Annotated in this window: 12 protein-coding genes; 5 read left to right on the top strand and 7 right to left on the bottom strand. The window is 74.2% G+C overall.

What is annotated here, in order from left to right:
* Window positions 1-77 precede the first annotated feature (77 nt).
* The 5 genes from ACFWDO_RS14025 (at window position 78) to ACFWDO_RS14045 (ending at window position 7,855) form a co-directional block, all read left to right on the top strand.
* Window positions 78-1,145 carry a substrate-binding domain-containing protein gene (locus ACFWDO_RS14025; protein WP_380320790.1) on the top strand — a complete coding sequence of 356 codons (1,068 nt, stop codon included), beginning with the start codon at window positions 78-80 and terminating at the stop codon, window positions 1,143-1,145.
* Between the two features lie 44 nt (window positions 1,146-1,189).
* Complete coding sequence (locus tag ACFWDO_RS14030; RefSeq protein WP_380320793.1) at window positions 1,190-2,401, top strand: Gfo/Idh/MocA family protein; 1,212 nt, start codon at window positions 1,190-1,192, stop codon at window positions 2,399-2,401.
* Between the two features lie 141 nt (window positions 2,402-2,542).
* Entirely contained in the window at window positions 2,543-5,773 is a 3,231-nt protein-coding gene (locus ACFWDO_RS14035) for a ThuA domain-containing protein (protein ID WP_380320796.1), read from the top strand.
* Between the two features lie 17 nt (window positions 5,774-5,790).
* Window positions 5,791-6,792: a sugar phosphate isomerase/epimerase family protein gene (locus ACFWDO_RS14040; protein ID WP_380320799.1), complete on the top strand. Its 1,002-nt coding sequence runs from the start codon at window positions 5,791-5,793 to the stop codon at window positions 6,790-6,792.
* A gap of 88 nt (window positions 6,793-6,880) precedes the next feature.
* Window positions 6,881-7,855: a sugar phosphate isomerase/epimerase family protein gene (locus ACFWDO_RS14045; RefSeq protein ID WP_380320802.1), complete on the top strand. Its 975-nt coding sequence runs from the start codon at window positions 6,881-6,883 to the stop codon at window positions 7,853-7,855.
* Window positions 7,856-7,953: 98 nt separating this feature from the next.
* Here the strand turns inward: ACFWDO_RS14045 and ACFWDO_RS14050 are convergent, their stop codons facing one another.
* The 7 genes from ACFWDO_RS14050 to ACFWDO_RS14080 are packed head-to-tail and all read right to left on the bottom strand — an operon-like array spanning window position 7,954 to window position 15,101.
* Window positions 7,954-9,369: an alkaline phosphatase family protein gene (locus tag ACFWDO_RS14050; RefSeq protein ID WP_380325535.1), complete on the bottom strand. Its 1,416-nt coding sequence runs from the start codon at window positions 9,367-9,369 to the stop codon at window positions 7,954-7,956.
* Window positions 9,366-10,574 carry a metabolite traffic protein EboE gene (gene eboE, locus ACFWDO_RS14055; RefSeq protein WP_380325532.1) on the bottom strand — a complete coding sequence of 403 codons (1,209 nt, stop codon included), beginning with the start codon at window positions 10,572-10,574 and terminating at the stop codon, window positions 9,366-9,368. Before eboE ends, ACFWDO_RS14050 begins: the two co-directional genes overlap by 4 nt.
* A gap of 10 nt (window positions 10,575-10,584) precedes the next feature.
* The gene (locus ACFWDO_RS14060; protein WP_380325529.1) at window positions 10,585-11,457 is read right to left on the bottom strand and encodes a TatD family hydrolase; all 873 of its coding nucleotides are present in this window, start codon (window positions 11,455-11,457) and stop codon (window positions 10,585-10,587) included.
* 2 nt (window positions 11,458-11,459) lie between these two features.
* On the bottom strand, window positions 11,460-12,095 hold the full coding sequence (locus ACFWDO_RS14065; protein WP_380325526.1) for an EboA domain-containing protein: 636 nt from the start codon (window positions 12,093-12,095) through the stop codon (window positions 11,460-11,462).
* Window positions 12,092-13,021, bottom strand: a complete 930-nt coding sequence (locus ACFWDO_RS14070) for a sugar phosphate isomerase/epimerase family protein (protein ID WP_380325523.1) — start codon at window positions 13,019-13,021, stop codon at window positions 12,092-12,094. The genes ACFWDO_RS14065 and ACFWDO_RS14070 overlap by 4 nt, the downstream gene beginning before the upstream one ends.
* Window positions 13,018-13,908 carry an SCO3242 family prenyltransferase gene (locus tag ACFWDO_RS14075; RefSeq protein WP_380325520.1) on the bottom strand — a complete coding sequence of 297 codons (891 nt, stop codon included), beginning with the start codon at window positions 13,906-13,908 and terminating at the stop codon, window positions 13,018-13,020. Before ACFWDO_RS14075 ends, ACFWDO_RS14070 begins: the two co-directional genes overlap by 4 nt.
* Window positions 13,905-15,101 carry an inositol-3-phosphate synthase gene (locus ACFWDO_RS14080; RefSeq protein ID WP_380325517.1) on the bottom strand — a complete coding sequence of 399 codons (1,197 nt, stop codon included), beginning with the start codon at window positions 15,099-15,101 and terminating at the stop codon, window positions 13,905-13,907. Before ACFWDO_RS14080 ends, ACFWDO_RS14075 begins: the two co-directional genes overlap by 4 nt.
* Window positions 15,102-15,229 lie beyond the last annotated feature (128 nt).

The raw sequence follows: 15,229 nt of genomic DNA on the forward strand, positions 1-15,229 counted from the left end.
CGTACACCCGCACCAACCCGCACCACCCGCACCGGGCCCTCCGCCCGGCAGGGCCGGACCGAATCGAGGATGATCACATGTCCGCACGCACCGAGCTGGGACGCTTCCACCGCCGCGGGCGCACCGCCGCGCTCGCCGCCGTCGCCACCACCGCCGTCCTGCTCGCCGCCGGCTGCACCAGCAACGAGCCGCCCGAGGACACCACCTCGGCCGCCCCGCAGGTCGCCGCCGAGGGCAACGACGAGCCGGGGGAGAAGGTCGTCATCGGCTTCTCCGCCCCCGCCGCCGACCACGGCTGGATGGGCGCCATCACCAAGGCGGCCGTCGACACCGCCGGCCAGTACGAGGACGTCGAGCTCCGCCAGGCCGAGGCCACCAACGACGTCAACGTCCAGATCAGCCAGGTCGAGCAGTTCATCAACGACAAGGTGGACGCCATCGTCCTCCTGCCGTTCGACGGCGCGGCGCTCACCGAGGTCGCCAAGAAGGCGATGGACGCCGGCATCCCCGTGATCAACGTGGACCGCGAGTTCTCCAGCCCGTTCGCCGCCCGCGCCACGGTGCTCGGCGACAACTACGGCATGGGCGTGAGCGCCGGCACCTACATCTGCGAGCAGCTCGGCGACAAGCCCGACGCCGTCGTCGCCGAGATCGCCGGCATCGACTCGCTGCCGCTCACCCAGGACCGCAGCAAGGGCTTCAAGGACGCGCTCGCCGAGTGCGGCCAGGACGTCGACGCCCGCGTCGCCGCGGACTTCACCGTCCAGGGCGGCGAGACGGCCACCTCGAACCTGCTCCAGGCGCAGCCGAAGATCGACGCGATCTGGAACCACGACGACGACCAGGGCGTCGGCGTCCTGGCCGCGATCGAGAACGCGGGCCGCGACGAGTTCTTCATGGTCGGCGGCGCCGGCTCCCTCGACGTGATGGAGCACATCGAGTCCGGCGACTCCGTGCTGCAGGCCACGGTCGTCTACCCGTCCACGCAGGCGGCCGACGGCATCAAGCTGGCCCGTCTCGCGGTGCAGAACAAGAACATGAGCGACCTGGCCTCGGCCGGCGTTCCGCGCACCACGCAGCTGTACGCGCCCGTCGTCACCAAGGACAACGTCGAGCAGTACAAGTCGATCGGCTTCCGTTCCTGACCTGCCGGCACGTCACGATCCGCACCACGGAAGGAGGTCGCTCGATGAGCGAGCACGCCACGGCAGGGGGCACGCCGGCACTGGGAGTCGGGATGGTCGGGTACGCGTTCATGGGGGCCGCGCACTCGCAGGCGTGGCGCACGGCGCCGCGGTTCTTCGACCTCCCACTGGCTCCGCGGATGCGGGTGGTGGCGGGGCGCAGCGCCGGCGGGGTGCGCGAGGCGGCGGACCGGCTCGGCTGGGACGACGCCGTCACGGACTGGCGCGAGCTGCTCGCGCGGGACGACGTCGACCTCGTCGACGTCTGCACCCCGGGCGACACGCACGCCGAGATCGCCGTCGCGGCGCTCGAGGCGGGCAAGCACGTGCTGTGCGAGAAGCCGCTCGCCAACTCGGTGGCGGAGGCGGAGGAGATGGTCCGCGCGGCGGACGCCGCCGCCGAGCGCGGGGTGTTCGCGGCGGTGGGGTTCACCTACCGCCGCGTCCCCGCCATCCAGCTGGCGCGGCGCCTCGTCGCCGAGGGCCGGATCGGGGAGGTGCGGCACGTGCGCGCGCAGTACCTCCAGGACTGGCTGTCCGACCCGCAGGCGCCGCTGACGTGGCGGCTCGACAAGGAGAAGGCCGGCTCGGGCGCGCTGGGGGACATCGGGGCGCACGTCGTCGACCTCGCCCAGTTCGTCACGGGCGAGCCCTTGGTCGGCGTGGCCGGGATGCTCGAGACGTTCGTCCGCGAGCGGCCGGTGCCCGCGTCCTTCTCCGGCCTGTCGGGCGCGGCGGGCGAGGGCACCGGGCCGGTCACGGTCGACGACGCGGCGGTGTTCTTCGGCCGGCTCGCGGGCGGGGGGCTCGCGAGCTTCGAGGCGACCCGCTACGCGTGGGGCCGCAAGAACGCCATCCGGCTCGAGGTCAACGGCACGCGGGGATCACTCGCCTTCGACTTCGAGGACATGAACCTCCTGCACTTCTTCGACGCCGCCGACGACGCCGAGGTCGCGGGCTTCCGCCGCATCGTCGTCACCGAGCCGGTGCACCCGTACGGCGGGCACTGGTGGCCCCCGGGCCACGGCCTCGGGTACGAGCACGCGTTCACCCACCAGGTCGTCGACCTCGTCGGGGACCTGGCGGCCGGCCGCCAGCCCACGCCGTCGTTCGCGGACGGGCTCGCCGTGCAGCGGGTGCTCGACGCCGTCGAGCGCAGCTCCGCCGACGGCGGCGGGTGGGTCCGCCTGGGGGAGGGCAGCCCGGTCGCGCGGTAGCCGGGCCCCGGCACGTCGTCCTGCACACCCGAAGTCCCGAACACCCGTAGTCCTGCACGTCCGAAGTCCCGCACGTCCGAAGTCTTGAACACCCGTAGTACCGGCAAGGCCCTGCAAGTCCGACCTCGACGAGGAGATCCGATGCGCACCGTGCCCAGACGCCGCCTTCTGGCGGCGGCCACCGCCCTGACGCTGTCCGTGCCGCTGACCGCGGTCGGGGTCGCCCAGGCGTCGCCGACGGCGGCCCCGGCCGCCCAGGCGCCCGCGGCCGTGCCCCGGGCCGCGGCGGAGGCCGAGCCCTTCGACGCGCTCGTGTTCAGCAAGACGGCCGCGTTCCGCCACGACTCGATCGAGACGGGCGTCGCCGCGATCACGCAGCTCGGCGCGGAGCACGGCTTCACGGTGACGGCCACGGAGGACGCGGGCGCGTTCACCGACGCCAACCTCGCGCAGTACGAGGTGGTCGTGTTCCTGTCCACGACGGGCGACGTGCTCGACGCGGACCAGCAGGCGGCGTTCGAGCGGTACATCGAGGACGGCGGCGGGTACGCCGGCGTCCACGCGGCGTCGGACACCGAGTACGACTGGCCCTGGTACGGCGAGCTGGTCGGCGCGTACTTCAAGGGGCACCCGGCGCAGCAGGACGCGACCGTGGTGGTCGAGGACCCGGCGCACCCGTCGACGGCGGGTCTGCCGCAGCGCTGGGACCGGTTCGACGAGTGGTACAGCTTCCGCAGCAACCCGCGGGACACGGTGCACGTGCTCGCCAGCCTGGACGAGGAGAGCTACGACCCGGGCGACGTCGCGATGGGCGCCGACCACCCGCTGACCTGGTGCCAGGTGTACGACGGTGGGCGGTCCTGGTACACCGGCGGCGGGCACACCAAGGAGTCCTACGCGGAGCCGGAGTTCCTCTCCCAGCTGCTGGGCGGGATCCAGACGGCGGCCGGCGTGATGGACGCGGACTGCAACGCGACGCAGTCGGCGAGCTTCCAGTCGGTGCCGCTGGACGAGAACACGTCCAACCCGATGCTGCTCGACGTCGCGCCGGACGGGACCGTCTTCTACGTGGAGCGTGACGGCCGCGTGCAGACCATCTCGCCGGAGACGGACAAGACGACGACGGCCGCGACGCTGCCCGTCACCCTCGCCAACGAGGACGGGCTGCTCGGCATCGTCCTGGACCCGGACTTCGCCGCCAACGGCTGGGTGTACCTGTACTGGTCGCCCGAGGACGTCGGCTCCGACGGTCCCCACAACAGGCTCTCGCGGTACGTCTACGACGACGCCACGGGGACCATCGACCTGGCGAGCGAGACCCCGATGCTCAAGGTCACCACGCAGCGCGACCGGTGCTGCCACGCCGGCGGCGACATGCAGTTCGACGCCGACGGCAACCTCTACCTGGTGACGGGCGACAACACGGACCCGTTCGAGTCGAGCGGCTTCGACCCGATCGACGAGCGGCCCGGCCGCGAGAACTTCGACGCCCAGCGGTCCGCCGCCAACTCGAACGACCTGCGGGGCAAGGTGCTGCGCATCCACCCCGAGGCCGACGGCACGTACACGGTCCCGGCGGGCAACCTGTTCCCCGAGGCGGACGACACGGACGGGAAGACGCGGCCCGAGATCTACGCGATGGGCTTCCGCAACCCGTTCCGGATCGGCATCGACCCGGAGTCGAACCACGTCATGGTGGCCGACTACGGCCCCGACGCGGGCGCGGCCGACCCGGCGCGCGGCCCGCAGGGCGCGGTGGAGTGGAACATGGTGTCCGAGCCGGGCTTCTACGGCTGGCCGTACTGCACCGGCGCGAACACCGGGTACGTCGACTACGACTTCGCCACCGGCACGTCTGGCGCGACGTTCGACTGCGCCGCCGGCGTCGTCAACGACTCCCCCAACAACACGGGCCTGCAGCAGCTGCCCCCGGCCGTCGAGGCCGAGGTCTGGTACACGAGCTCGGGCAACCCGGACTTCCCGGAGATCGGCGGGGGCGGCGCGCCCATGGCCGGTCCCGCCTACCAGTACGACCCCGAGCTCGACTCCGACGTGAAGTGGCCCGCCGCCTGGGACGGCAAGGCGCTGTTCGGCGAGTGGAACCAGGGCAAGGTCTACTCCTTCCAGCTCGCCGGCGAGCAGCGTGACGACGTCGTGGACGTCAACCGCGTGCTGCCGGGCGTGCTGGACCGGTCCGCCGGGTTCGACCGCCCGATGGACATGGACTTCGGTCCCGACGGCGCGCTGTACGTCATCGACTGGGGCTCGGAGTTCGGCGGCAACAACGACTCCAGCGGCATCTACCGGGTCGAGTACACGCAGGGCAACCCGTCGCCGATCGCCAAGGCGAGCGCCGACGTGACCAACGGGTCCGGGCCGCTGACGGTGACGTTCTCCTCCGACGGCACCCGCCACCCCGGCGGCGAGTCCCTCGAGCTGGCCTGGGACTTCGGCGACGGGACCACGTCGACCGAGGCGGACCCGACCCACGTCTTCAAGAGGAACGGGTCCTATGCGGTCCAGCTCACGGCCACCGCGCCCGACGGGAGCACCGGCGTGGCCAACCTGGAGATCGTGGTGGGCAACGTCGCGCCCACGGTGACGATCTCCTTCCCGGACGACGGCGCGTTCTTCGAGTGGGGCGACACGATCCCGTACACGGTGACCGTCACCGACCCGGACGGCCCGCAGGGCAAGAAGGCCAAGGCCGCCCAGTGCGAGAAGGTCGTGCTGCACACGGGACTCGGCCACGACGTGCACTCCCACCCGATGGAGGAGCTCACCGGCTGCACGGGCGTGCTCACCACGACCGCCGACGGCGGGCACGACGCGTCCGCGAACCTGTTCTGGACGCTCGAGGCGCAGTACACCGACGACGGCGGCAAGGCGGGCGTCCCGCTGACGGCGCTCGATCTCCAGGTGCTGCAGCCGAAGCACAAGCAGGCGGAGTTCTTCACCTCGACGGGCCGGCTGGAGGGTTCCACCAGCACCGGTGACCCGGGCGTGCAGCGCGAGACCACCGGCGACTCCGCGGGCGGCGGCCAGAACATCGGCTTCATCGAGCCGGGCGACTGGTGGGCATACGACCCGGTCAGCCTGTCGGGCATCGACTCGATCACGCTGCGCGCGGCCTCCCCGGGCGGCGGCGGGCCGATCTCGGTCCGGTGGGGCGCGCCCGATGGCCCGGAGATCGGGAGCGTGACCGTCCCGGCCACGGGGGAGTGGCAGACGTACACGGACGTCACCACCGACCTGCACGACGTCCCGGCGGGCACGGGGACGCTCTACTTCGTGCAGACGGCCGGCCAGTCGAACGTCAACTGGATCGACTTCGTCGGCGCGGGCGCGAGCGCCGGCCCGGCGGGCAGCTGAGAACGAGAGGAATCACCATGGCACGACCGATCACCCTGTTCACGGGCCAGTGGGCCGACCTGCCGCTGGAGGAGGTGGCCCGGCTCGCGTCGGGCTGGGGCTACGACGGCCTCGAGCTCGCCTGCTGGGGCGACCACCTCGACCCGTGGCGGTGGGACGACGACGCGTACGTCCGGTCCCGGCTCGACCTGCTGGACCGGCACGGCCTGAAGGTGTACGCCATCTCCAACCACCTCAAGGGCCAGGCCGTCTGCGACGACCCGATCGACGAGCGGCACCGCGACATCCTGCCGGACGTCGTGTGGGGCGACGGCGACCCGGAGGGCGTGCGGCAGCGCGCGGCCGAGGAGATGAAGAACACCGCGCGCCTGGCGCGGCGGCTCGGCGTCGACACGGTCGTCGGGTTCACCGGGTCGTCGATCTGGAAGTACGTGGCGATGTTCCCGCCGGCCTCGGAGGCCATGGTCGAGGCGGGCTACCAGGACTTCGCCGACCGCTGGAACCCGATCCTCGACGTCTTCGACGGCGAGGGAGTGCGCTTCGCGCACGAGGTGCACCCCAGCGAGATCGCCTACGACTACTGGACCACGGTCCGGACCCTCGAGGCGATCGGGCACCGCGAGGCGTTCGGGCTCAACTGGGACCCGTCGCACATGGTGTGGCAGGACCTCGACCCGGTGAGCTTCCTGTGGGACTTCAAGGACCGCATCTACCACGTGGACTGCAAGGACACGAAGAAGCGGATGGGCAACGGCCGCAACGGGCGCCTGTCCTCCCACCTGCCGTGGGCGGACCCGCGGCGCGGCTGGGACTTCATCTCCACGGGGCACGGCGACGTGCCCTGGGAGGACGCCTTCCGGATGCTCAACACCATCGGGTACGCGGGCCCCATCTCGATCGAGTGGGAGGACGCCGGGATGGACCGGCTCGTCGGCGCCCCCGAGGCGCTCGAGCTGGTGCGGCGCCTCGCGTTCGACGCACCGGACGCCGCGTTCGACGCGGCGTTCTCCACCAAGTGACCGCACGACCCTGACAGCACGGCACCCGATCGCACGGCCACTGTTCGCACGACCCTGATCGCACGACCGCTGATCGAAGGAGATCATGATGAGCATCCGTTCCGAGGTCGACCGCAGGACGTTCCTCCGCCTCGCGGGGTCCACCGTCGCCGTGGGGGCCGGCGTGGTCGGCGGCGCCGCTCCGGCGCTCGCGGGGACGACGGCGGCGGCCCCGCCCGGGCGGCGGCTGGTGCCGCCGGGCAAGCTGGGCATCCAGCTGTACTCCATCCGGGACAAGGTGTCGTCGCTCGGGTTCCGCGCGGTGTTCGAGCGGCTCTCGGCCCTCGGGTACGCCGAGATCGAGTTCGCCGGGTACACGCAGGGCGCCGTCGGCGCCATCACGCCGCAGGAGATCCGCACGCTGCTCGACGACAACGGCCTCGTCGCCGTCGGCTCGCACCGCGGGATCGGCGACTTCGCCTCCAACATGGAGGCCGAGCTCGACATCGCCGAGACGCTCGGGATGGCCCACGTCGGGACGGCGAACGCGCCGTCGGGCAACCGGACCGTGGCCGGCTACCTCGCGGCCGCCGAGCAGTTCAACGGCTTCGGGGCGGCCGCGGCCGCGCGCGGCCTGAAGTTCTACCAGCACAACCACGACGGCGAGTTCGGGTTCGCCACCGACGACCCGTCGGTGCGGCTGTACGACGTCTTCCTCGAGAACACGGACCCGACGGTCTACCTGGAGATGGACGTGTACTGGGCGTTCGTGGGCCAGCACCGGTACCCGGGGTTCAACCCGGTCGACTACGTGCTCGCGCACCGGGAGAAGTACCCGCTGTTCCACCTCAAGGACGGCAAGGCGAACCCGGAGTCCGGGGCGGGCTACGACATGGTCGAGTTCGGCGCGGGCACCATCGACTACACGGGGTTCCTCAGCGCGCTCGAGGGCTCCGGCCGGCAGCACGGGATCTGGGAGCAGGACAACGCCGCCCAGGTCGCCGAGCCGCCGAACGCGGTCGACTCGCTCGGCAACGCCGGCCGCAGCGCCGACGCGATCCTGGGCCTGCGCGCCAAGGCCTGAGCCGAGCGCCGGGCCGAGCGTCGAGCCGGCCGACGGCAGAGCGGGACGCCACCTGGAGGTGGCGTCCCGCTCTGCCGTGCGGGGGCGGACCGTGCGGCCTACCGCGCCGTGAGGGCGGCGTGCCCCTGCAGCTCCAGCACGAGGTCCTTGACCGCGGTAGCGGGCACCTGGCGGTCGTCCGCCGCGACGAGCGCGGCGACCGACGCGGGCACCGCGGCGTCGGAGCAGAGGATGAGCGGCGTGTCCGCGGACGAGGTCGGCAGCCGGCCGTGGGTGCCGCGCACGCAGGACGGGTCGAGCGGCACGGTGCTCATCGCGTACCGCAGCCCCAGCTTCTTCTTCACCAGGTTCAGGCCAGCCTTCGCCTTGGCGAGCGGGTCCGCCGGGTCGAAGAACAGCTCGGCGGGGTCGTAGCCCGGCTTGCGGTGGATGTCGACGCCGCGCGCGTACTCCGGGGCGCGGGCGTCGTCGAGCCAGAAGTAGTACGTGAACCAGGCCCCGGGCTCCGCGACGACGACGAGCTCGCCGGAGCGCTCGTGGTCGAGCCCGTACCGGGCCTGCGCCTCGCGGTCCAGCACCTCGTCGACGCCGGGGACGGAGCGCAGCAGGTCGGCGACCCGCGGGACGTCGGACTCGTCGGCGACGTACACGTGCGCGACCTGGTGGTCGGACACGGCGAACGCGCGCGACGCCCACGGGTCGAGCTGCTCGCGCCCGTCCTGCACGTACACCTGGAGCAGCCCTTCGCGGCGCAGTAGCCGGTTGAGGTGCACCGGCCGGTCCGCGCCCGCGATCCCGTACTCCGACACGACCACGACGGTGACGCCGTCGGCCTCCGCCTGGTCGAGGAGCGGGGTGAGCGCGACGTCGAGCTCGGCCGCGGCGGCGTCGGCCTGCGGCGAGTCCGGGCCGAACCGCTGCAGGTCGTAGTCGAGGTGCGGCACGTACGCCATCGTGAGGTCGTCGGCGCGCCCCCTCAGGACGTGGCCGGTGGCGCCGATGATCCAGCGGCTCGAGTCGATCGACGCGGTCGGCCCCCAGTAGGTGAACAGGGGGAACTCGCCGAACCGGCCCACCAGCTCGTCGTGCAGGGCCGCCGGGCGCACGTACGCGTCGGGCGACTTGCGGCCGTCGGCGTGGTAGATCGGCCGCGGGGTGACGGTGACCTCGGTGGTCATCCCCATCGCGTACCACCAGCACACGTTCGCGGCGGAGTACTCGGGGGAGGCCTTGCGGCCCGCCTCCCAGAGCTTCTCCCCGGCCACGAGGCGGTTGTGCTGGCGCCAGAGGTAGACGTCGCCGAGGCCCCGGAAGTACCACCCGTTGCCGACGGCGCCGTGCTGCGCCGGCATCAGGCCGGTGAGCATGGTCGACTGGACGCTGCAGGTCACGGCCGGCAGCACTGTCGCGAGCCCGGAGGACCAGCCGCCGGCGGCCAGGCGGCGCAGGCGCGGCATCTGCGCCAGGGCGCGGGTGGTCAGCCCGACGACGTCGAGCAGCAGGACGGGCTTCATGCGACGCTCCTCGCGTTCAGGGGGATGGTGCTCGTGGTGGTGCCCGGCTCGGCGGACCCGCCGCCGAGGTGGTCGCGCGCCCAGCGCAGCTCCGCCGCGATGCCCTCGACCAGCTCGGCAGGGCCCTCGGGGCGGACGTCGGCGGGGAGCACCGACCACGTGTAGGTCTCGACGTCCAGGTGCGCCCGGTCGCCGTGCGGTGCCGCCGCGACGGCCGCGACGGCGGCGCGCAGCACGTCGGTGGTCGCGGCCAGGGGGGCGGCGGGCGCGTGGTGCAGCGGCACGTGGAAGTGCACCCGCCACGGGCCGTCGGCCGGGAGGCGGCCCGCCAACGCCTCGGGCAGGTCGTCGGCGCCGGCGACCGCGCCGTCGGCCCCCTGCTCGCGGACCTGGTGCAGGTACCGGGTCTCGGCGAACCGGGCGACGGCCTCCCGCGCGGCGGGGTCGCTCGGGTCGCCGACGTGCAGCGCGGCGGACGCCTGGACCTTGACCACGCGCAGGCCCGCGCCCGTGATGCGCGCGACGGCGGCGGCCGGGTCCGCGAACGACACGGCCAGGTGGCACGTGTCGAGGCAGACCCCGACGTGCTCGGGGTCGATGCGTCGCTCGGCCGGCACGTCCGGCGCGGTGCGGGCCGCGAGCCAGGCCACGACGTCGTCCACGGTGTCGAGGACGCAGCCGGGCTCGGGCTCGACGGCGACGCGGACCGTCCGCCCCGTGCTCTCGGCCAGGTCGCGCAGGCCGCGGGACATGGTGGCGAACGCGCGGGTGGCCTCGTCGTCGTCCGCGGGCGTCCACGGCGCGCGCCACGCCAGCGGCAGCGTGGAGATCGAGCCGTCCACGCCGTCCGGCAGCAGGTCGGCGAGCACCCGGGCGCACGCGAGCACGTAGTTCAGGCGCGCCCGCTCCGCCCACGTGGGGGAGTAGACGGCGTGCTTGACGACCTCGTCGTGGAACCCCCCGTACGGGAAGGCGTTGAGCGTGTGGACCACGAGGTGGTGCTCGGCGAGCACGCGGCGCAGCCGGTCGCGGTCCTCGGGGGACCGGTCGAGCCGGTGCGCCAGCGCGGCGGGGAGCCAGAGGCCCACGCCGAGCGTCGGGAGCCCGGCGGCCTCGCGGACCGGCCCGGCGGTGCGGACCAGCTGGTCGAGCACGCCGTCGAGGTCCTCGGCGGGGTGGACGTTGGTGCAGTAGGAGAGCAGCATCGCGTGCCCCTCAGACCCGTGCGCCGCGAAGGACGGAGGAGCCCTCGAACGTGGCGCTCGCGGCCTCGCCCGGGACGAAGCCGGGGATCGGGTCGAGCACCAGGTTCCCCGACTGCTCGTAGAACTCCACGGGGTTGCGCCAGAGCACCTGGTCGACGTCGTCGTCGGTGAACCCGTCGTCGAGCATCGCGTGCCCCGTGCGGGCGGTCTTCAGCGGGTCGGAGCGGCCCCAGTCGGCGGCGGAGTTCACGATCATGCGCTCGGTGCCGTGCTCGCGCAGGAGGGCGACCATCCGGTCCTCGTCCATCTTCGTGTCCGGGTAGATGGAGAACCCGGCCCAGCAGCCGGCGTCGCGCACCATCGCGACGTTGGTCTCGTTGAGGTGGTCGACGAGCACCATCTCGGGCGGCAGGCCGGACTCGCGCACCACGTCCAGCGTGCGCCGGGTGCCCGCGAGCTTGTCCCGGTGCGGGGTGTGCACGAGGACGGGCAGGCCGGCCTCGCGCGCGAGCTGCAGCTGGGCGGCGAACACCTCGTCCTCGGCGGGGGTCATGGAGTCGTACCCGACCTCGCCGACTGCGACGACGCCGTCCTTGAGCAGGTAGCGGGGGATCTCGTCGAGCACGGCCCGGCAGCGCGGGTCGTTCGCCTCCTTGGGGTTCAGCGCGATCGTCGCGTGGTGCCGGATGCCGAACTGCGCGGCGCGGAACCGCTCCCAGCCGAGGAGGGCGTCGAAGTAGTCGCAGAACGACCCGACCGAGGTGCGCGGCTGGCCGAGCCAGAACGCCGGCTCGACGACGACGCGCACGCCGGCGGCGTACATGGCCTCGTAGTCGTCCGTGGTGCGGCTCGTCATGTGGATGTGGGGGTCGAGGATGCGCATGCTCACTCCTGGGTGGTGGTCGTGGGGATCAGCCGGTCGACGTCCGGGGGGACGACCCGGCCGGCGGCCCGTCGTTCGGCGGCGAAGTCGGTGGCCATGCGGGCGAGCTCGGGGTCCGCGCGGGAGCCCAGGTCGGCGACGGCGTCGAGGCTCACCCCCATGAACACGAGCTTGAGGACGGCGTGCCGCCAGGTGTGCTGGTCGAGGTACCGCGACCCGAACGTCCCGGTGGCGGCCGCGACCAGCGCCTGGTCGTTCGTGCGCAGCGCGTCCTCGGCGAGCTCGACGCCCGTCGCGACGACGTCGTCCGGGAGGTCGCCGTTCCCCGCGAGCGCGTCGAGCCCGCGCAGCACGCCGCGGCGCTCGGCCGCGTCGCCGCCGCGGTAGAGGGTGGCGAGCCGGTCGGCGAGCCCGTCGCCGGACGAGGCGGCGAGCGCGACGACGAGCTCGGCCCGGGCGGCGTCGTCGACGGTGCCGCGCACGACGCCGGCCGGGTCTGTCTCGGGGTGCAGCGGGGCCCGGCCCACGCGGCGGGGGGCGAGGGCGAACGCGCGCGTGACGGCGTCGGGGTCGCGCGCGACGTCCGCGCGGGCCTGCTCGAGCCAGGCGGTCGCCTCGCTGGTGGGGATGGGTGTCATGGTCGGACCTCCGTGGTCGTGGACGTCTCGCGCGTGGACGCCGTCCGCCACGCGTGGTGCAGCGCTGTCAGGCTGCGGCGGGCGAGGTGCGGTGCGTCGTGGGAGTGCCGGGGGAGCTCGACCGCGGCGACGCCGGCGTAGCCGAGCTCCGCCAGCGTGGCGAGCACCAGGGGCAGGTCGAGCTCGCCCTCGCCGAACGGGCGGTGCTCGTGGTGGGTGGCGGGCATGTCGTCGAGCTGCACGTTGGCCAGGTGCGGCGCGGCGGCGCGCAGGGCGCCGACCACCCCGTCGGGCTCGACCACCAGGCAGTGGCCGACGTCGACCGTGAGGCCCAGGTCGTCCCCCGCGACGCCGAGGTCGTCGCGCAGCCGCAGCGCGTCGTCGACGGTCTCGACGAGCATGCCGGGCTCGGGCTCCAGTGACAGGCGCACCCCGCGCGCCCGCGCGTGCTCGAGCAGGCGGGGCAGCCGGTCGCGCAGCCGCGCCCACCCCTCGGCGGGCCGGTCCCCGGCGGGCAGGATGCCGGAGAAGAACGACACGCACTCGGCGTCGAGGGCGGCCGCCACGTCGACGGCCCGCTCCAGGTACCGCAGCCGCGCGTCGGCCTCGGCGTCGACGAGGGTGGGGCGGTGCTTGACCCACGGGTCGAGCAGGTACCGGGTGCCGGTCTCGACGACGACGGCGGCCCCCGCGCCGCCCCGCATCCGCGCGAGGCGCTCGGCGACGCGGGCCACCTGCGCGTCAGCGTCGGGCGCGAACGGGTCGAGGTGCGGGAACCCCAGGGTCAGCGCGACGGCGTCGTACCCGACGTCGTCCAGCACGTCGAGCGCCGTCGCCAGCGGGTGGTCGCCGAACCCGTTGGTGCCGTACCCGAGGCGGAACCCGGGCCGCGTGGTCGTCGTGGAGGCGGTGGTGGCGGCGGTCACGTGATGCTCACCCGGCCCCGCCGGCGCAGCAGCGCGCCGCCGACGACCGCGACGCCCGCGAGCGCCACGGCCTCGAGCCGACCGCCGCGCAGCGCCCACGCCGCCTGGAGCGGCACCATCGCCTGGATCCCGGCCTTCGTCGCCGACCGCGCCGCGCCGGCGGAGCGGTCCCGGGCCGCGCGGACCTGGCCGGGGAGGCACGCGGCCGCGTACGCGGACGCCGCGGCGACCGCGCCCCGGCGGGCCCACCTCCCGGCGGGGCCGGCCGCGGGGCGAGCGAGCGCCGCCGCGACCGTCCCGGCGGCGACGACGGCCGAGGTCACGGCCGCGGACGTGCCGACCGCCGTCGTCGTGCCGTGCACCTCCCCGCGGGAGAGCACGGTGACGCCGAGGGTGTGCACGGCCAGCGCGGCCGCCGCGGGCAGCGCGGGACGCACCCCGGTCGGCGCCGCGCCGAGGAGCACGTCGAGGCCGCGGCAGGCGGCCATGACGAGCGGGCCCGACGGGCTGTCCTTCGCCACCAGGTCGTAGGTGAGGACGCACGCGGCCAGGGGCACGGCGACGGCCAGCGCCTTCCGCCCGCCGCCGAGCGCGGCCAGCGTCACGCCGGCGCCCGTGAGGGCGGCGCCGGTCCCGAGCGCCTGGCGGGGCGTGACTCGGCCCGAGGGGATCGGCCGCTCGGGCCGCTCGATCGCGTCCAGGTCGCGGTCGGCGTAGTCGTTGAGCGCCATGCCGCCCAGGTACAGGCACGCCGACGCGGTCGGCAGGAGCACCCGACGGCGGGCGGGGATGCGTCCGGGCGCCGACGCCATGCCGGCGAGCGTGTCGCCGAGGACCGACAGCGCCGCCGGCGCGCGGACGAGCTCGGCGACGTCGCGGGGCGTCACCGGCGCGCCTGGTCGGCCGTGCGCACCGCCCACGCGGCGAGGTCCGCGGCCTGGGTGGCGGCGTCGTGCACCTCGGACGCCCAGGGGTCCTTGAAGAAGAACCCGAGCTCCGGGACGGGGCCGGCCACGCCGGCCGAGTGGGCGAGGGCGAGCAGCCGGGCCAGGTCGAGCACCATCGGGGCGGCGAGCATCGAGTCGTAGGCGCTCCACGTGGTCTGCAGGGTCAGGCGCGAGCCCAGGAACCCCTCGACGTGCACGTGGTCCCACGCGACCTTCGTGTCGCCGAGGTCGGGCACGTTGTCGATGTGCAGGGGCGTGACCGCGCTGCCGGTGAGGTCGCGCAGGCCGCGGGTCTTCGAGGCGAGCTTGCTCCGCACGGCCTCGGGGTCGGCGAGGGTCGCGCCGTCGCCGCCGCCGAGCAGGTTGGTGCCCGCCCACGACAGCACGCGCAGGCCCCGGGCGGCGAAGGCCGGCGCGAGGACGGTGCGCAGCCACGTCTGCCCGGTCTTGCCGTCCTGTCCCGCGACGGGGAGCCCGGCCTCGGTGGCCAGCTCGGTGAGGGCGGGCAGGGACATCCCGGCCGACGGCGTGAACGCGGCGTACGGGGCGCCGGCGAGCACGGCGGCGTACGCGGAGACGGACGACGCCGGCAGGACGGCGCGGCCCGGGTCGGTGAGTGCGGTGCGCAGGGCGGCCACGTCGTCGTGCTCGCGGGCCGGGGTGACGGGGGGCTCCGTCGCGGACACGTCGACGACCACCACGCGCGCGAGGTCGTGCCGGTCGCGGAACGCGGTGATGTCGGCGGCGAGCCGGTCGGCGGCGTCCTGCTGGCTGCCCCGGTGCTCGGCCGGGTCGTAGCCGGTGCGGACGTCGGCGTCGGCGGCCTCGAGCGCGTGGTGCGTGGCCGCCAGGAGCCGCGGCGGGATCATCCCGGCCTCGACGAGGCTCTCCGCGCGCTTGGTCATCGTCGTGGGGGAGAGGTCGTGCCCGCCGACGACGATGTCGCCGAACGCGGGCATCGGGACGTTCTCGAACCCGGGCCCCGCGGTGATGCAGCCCGTCGCGGGGGAATGGCCCTCGGCGAGCGCCGCCAGGCCGAGGGTGGCCGTCGTGGCGACCGAACCGTGGGCGCCGACGAGCCAGAGGCCCGTGCGTCCGGTCGAGTGGTGGTGGTCTGCAGTGGCGTGGTGCATCGTCGCTCCCCATGTCCGGCGGTGGGGGGGGCCGCGCCCCCCCCCCGCGGGCCCCCCCCCCCCCCCCCCCCCCCCCCACCGCGGCGGCGGACGGCGAGCAAAAAAAAAAGAGAAAACCACCCGCCCCC

The organism is Isoptericola sp. NPDC060185 (assembly GCF_042728595.1).
GTDB lineage: Bacteria > Actinomycetota > Actinomycetes > Actinomycetales > Cellulomonadaceae > Isoptericola.